At 47.8% G+C, this 1,349-nt stretch carries 1 protein-coding gene; it reads right to left on the reverse strand.

What is annotated here, in order from left to right; all coding sequences use genetic code 11:
• On the reverse strand, window positions 1–1,349 hold a 1,349-nt coding region (locus QL919_RS14055), incomplete at both ends, for an FAD-binding oxidoreductase (RefSeq protein WP_290190088.1).

Consider the following 1,349-nt stretch of genomic DNA (forward strand, 5'->3'; position numbering starts at 1 on the left):
ATATCAAAAATCTTGCCACGATTCATAATATTATTCGGATCAAATACCTTTTTGACCTCTCGTAAATACTCAATCTCAGTCTCACTGCGGCTATAGTTTAGATACGGCTTTTTGGTCATGCCAACGCCATGCTCAGCAGAGACTGAGCCGCCGTACTTTTGTACCGTCTCAAACACCTGTTTATTCACTACCTGACAAGCGGCAAAAAAGTCATCCTTGCTTAAAGTTTCAGGCTTTAAGATATTGAGATGCAAGTTACCATCACCGATATGACCGAACCAGCACACTTCAAAGTCAGGATAGTTGCTGCTGACAATGTGGTCAATCTCATCGATAAAGTCAGGCACATGGCTTATCAGTACAGAGACATCGTTTTTGTACGGGGTAAAGACTGAGATGGTCTCAGAGATATACTCACGCAGCTTCCACAGCTCTTCTGCTTGCGTCAGACTCTGACTCATCACCCCATCGACCACCCAGCCTTGTTCCATACAATGCTCAAAGATGGCCATGGCTTTATCCATAATGGGCTCATAAGGTGCTTCAAACTCTAGCAGGGTATAAAACTTGGTTCGTGATTCAAACGGCTCTTGAACTTGGCCATGCGCCATCAGCTTATCAACTGCCACGTCATCAAAGAATTCAAACGCCGTCAAATCAATCTTCGCTTGAAAGGCTGATAGCACATTCATGACATCACTAAAGTTGTCCATACCCAGCACCATGACGTTTAAGTCTTGGGGCTGACGCTCAAGCTTGATCTGAGCGTGAGTGACGAGTCCAAGCGTGCCCTCAGAACCGATAAACAATTGACGTAAGTCGTAGCCAGTGGCGTTTTTCACCATACCGCGATTCAGATGCAAGATATCGCCTTTACCAGTGACCACGGTCAATCCCATGATCCATTGACGGGTCATGCCATAGCGTATGACTTTAATACCGCCGGCATTGGTACCGATATTACCGCCGATTTGGCTAGAGCCAGCAGAAGCAAAGTCGACAGGATAGTAGAGGTCTTTTGACTCAGCGAATTCTTGCAGCTGCTGGGTGATGACGCCGGCTTCAATCTCAACCATGCGATCAGCAGGATAAAACTGTCCGATACGGTTCATCTTATCCATGCTGACGACAATCTCACCGTTAGACGCCACTGCACCTGCAGACAGGCCCGTACGGCCGCCACTTGGGGTCAGTACGATGTTGTGCTCATTGGCAAGCAAGACGAGGGCTTGTACTTGCTCAATGGTCTTTGGAAACACGATGGCAGACGCAGCAGGAGCGAAGTGCTTGGTCCAGTCTTTGCCCCAGTGCTCTAGGCTCTCAGCATCAGTTTTGATTTGGCTGGGGTC

This window comes from Psychrobacter sp. APC 3426 (assembly GCF_030408035.1).
Taxonomy (GTDB): Bacteria; Pseudomonadota; Gammaproteobacteria; order Pseudomonadales; family Moraxellaceae; genus Psychrobacter.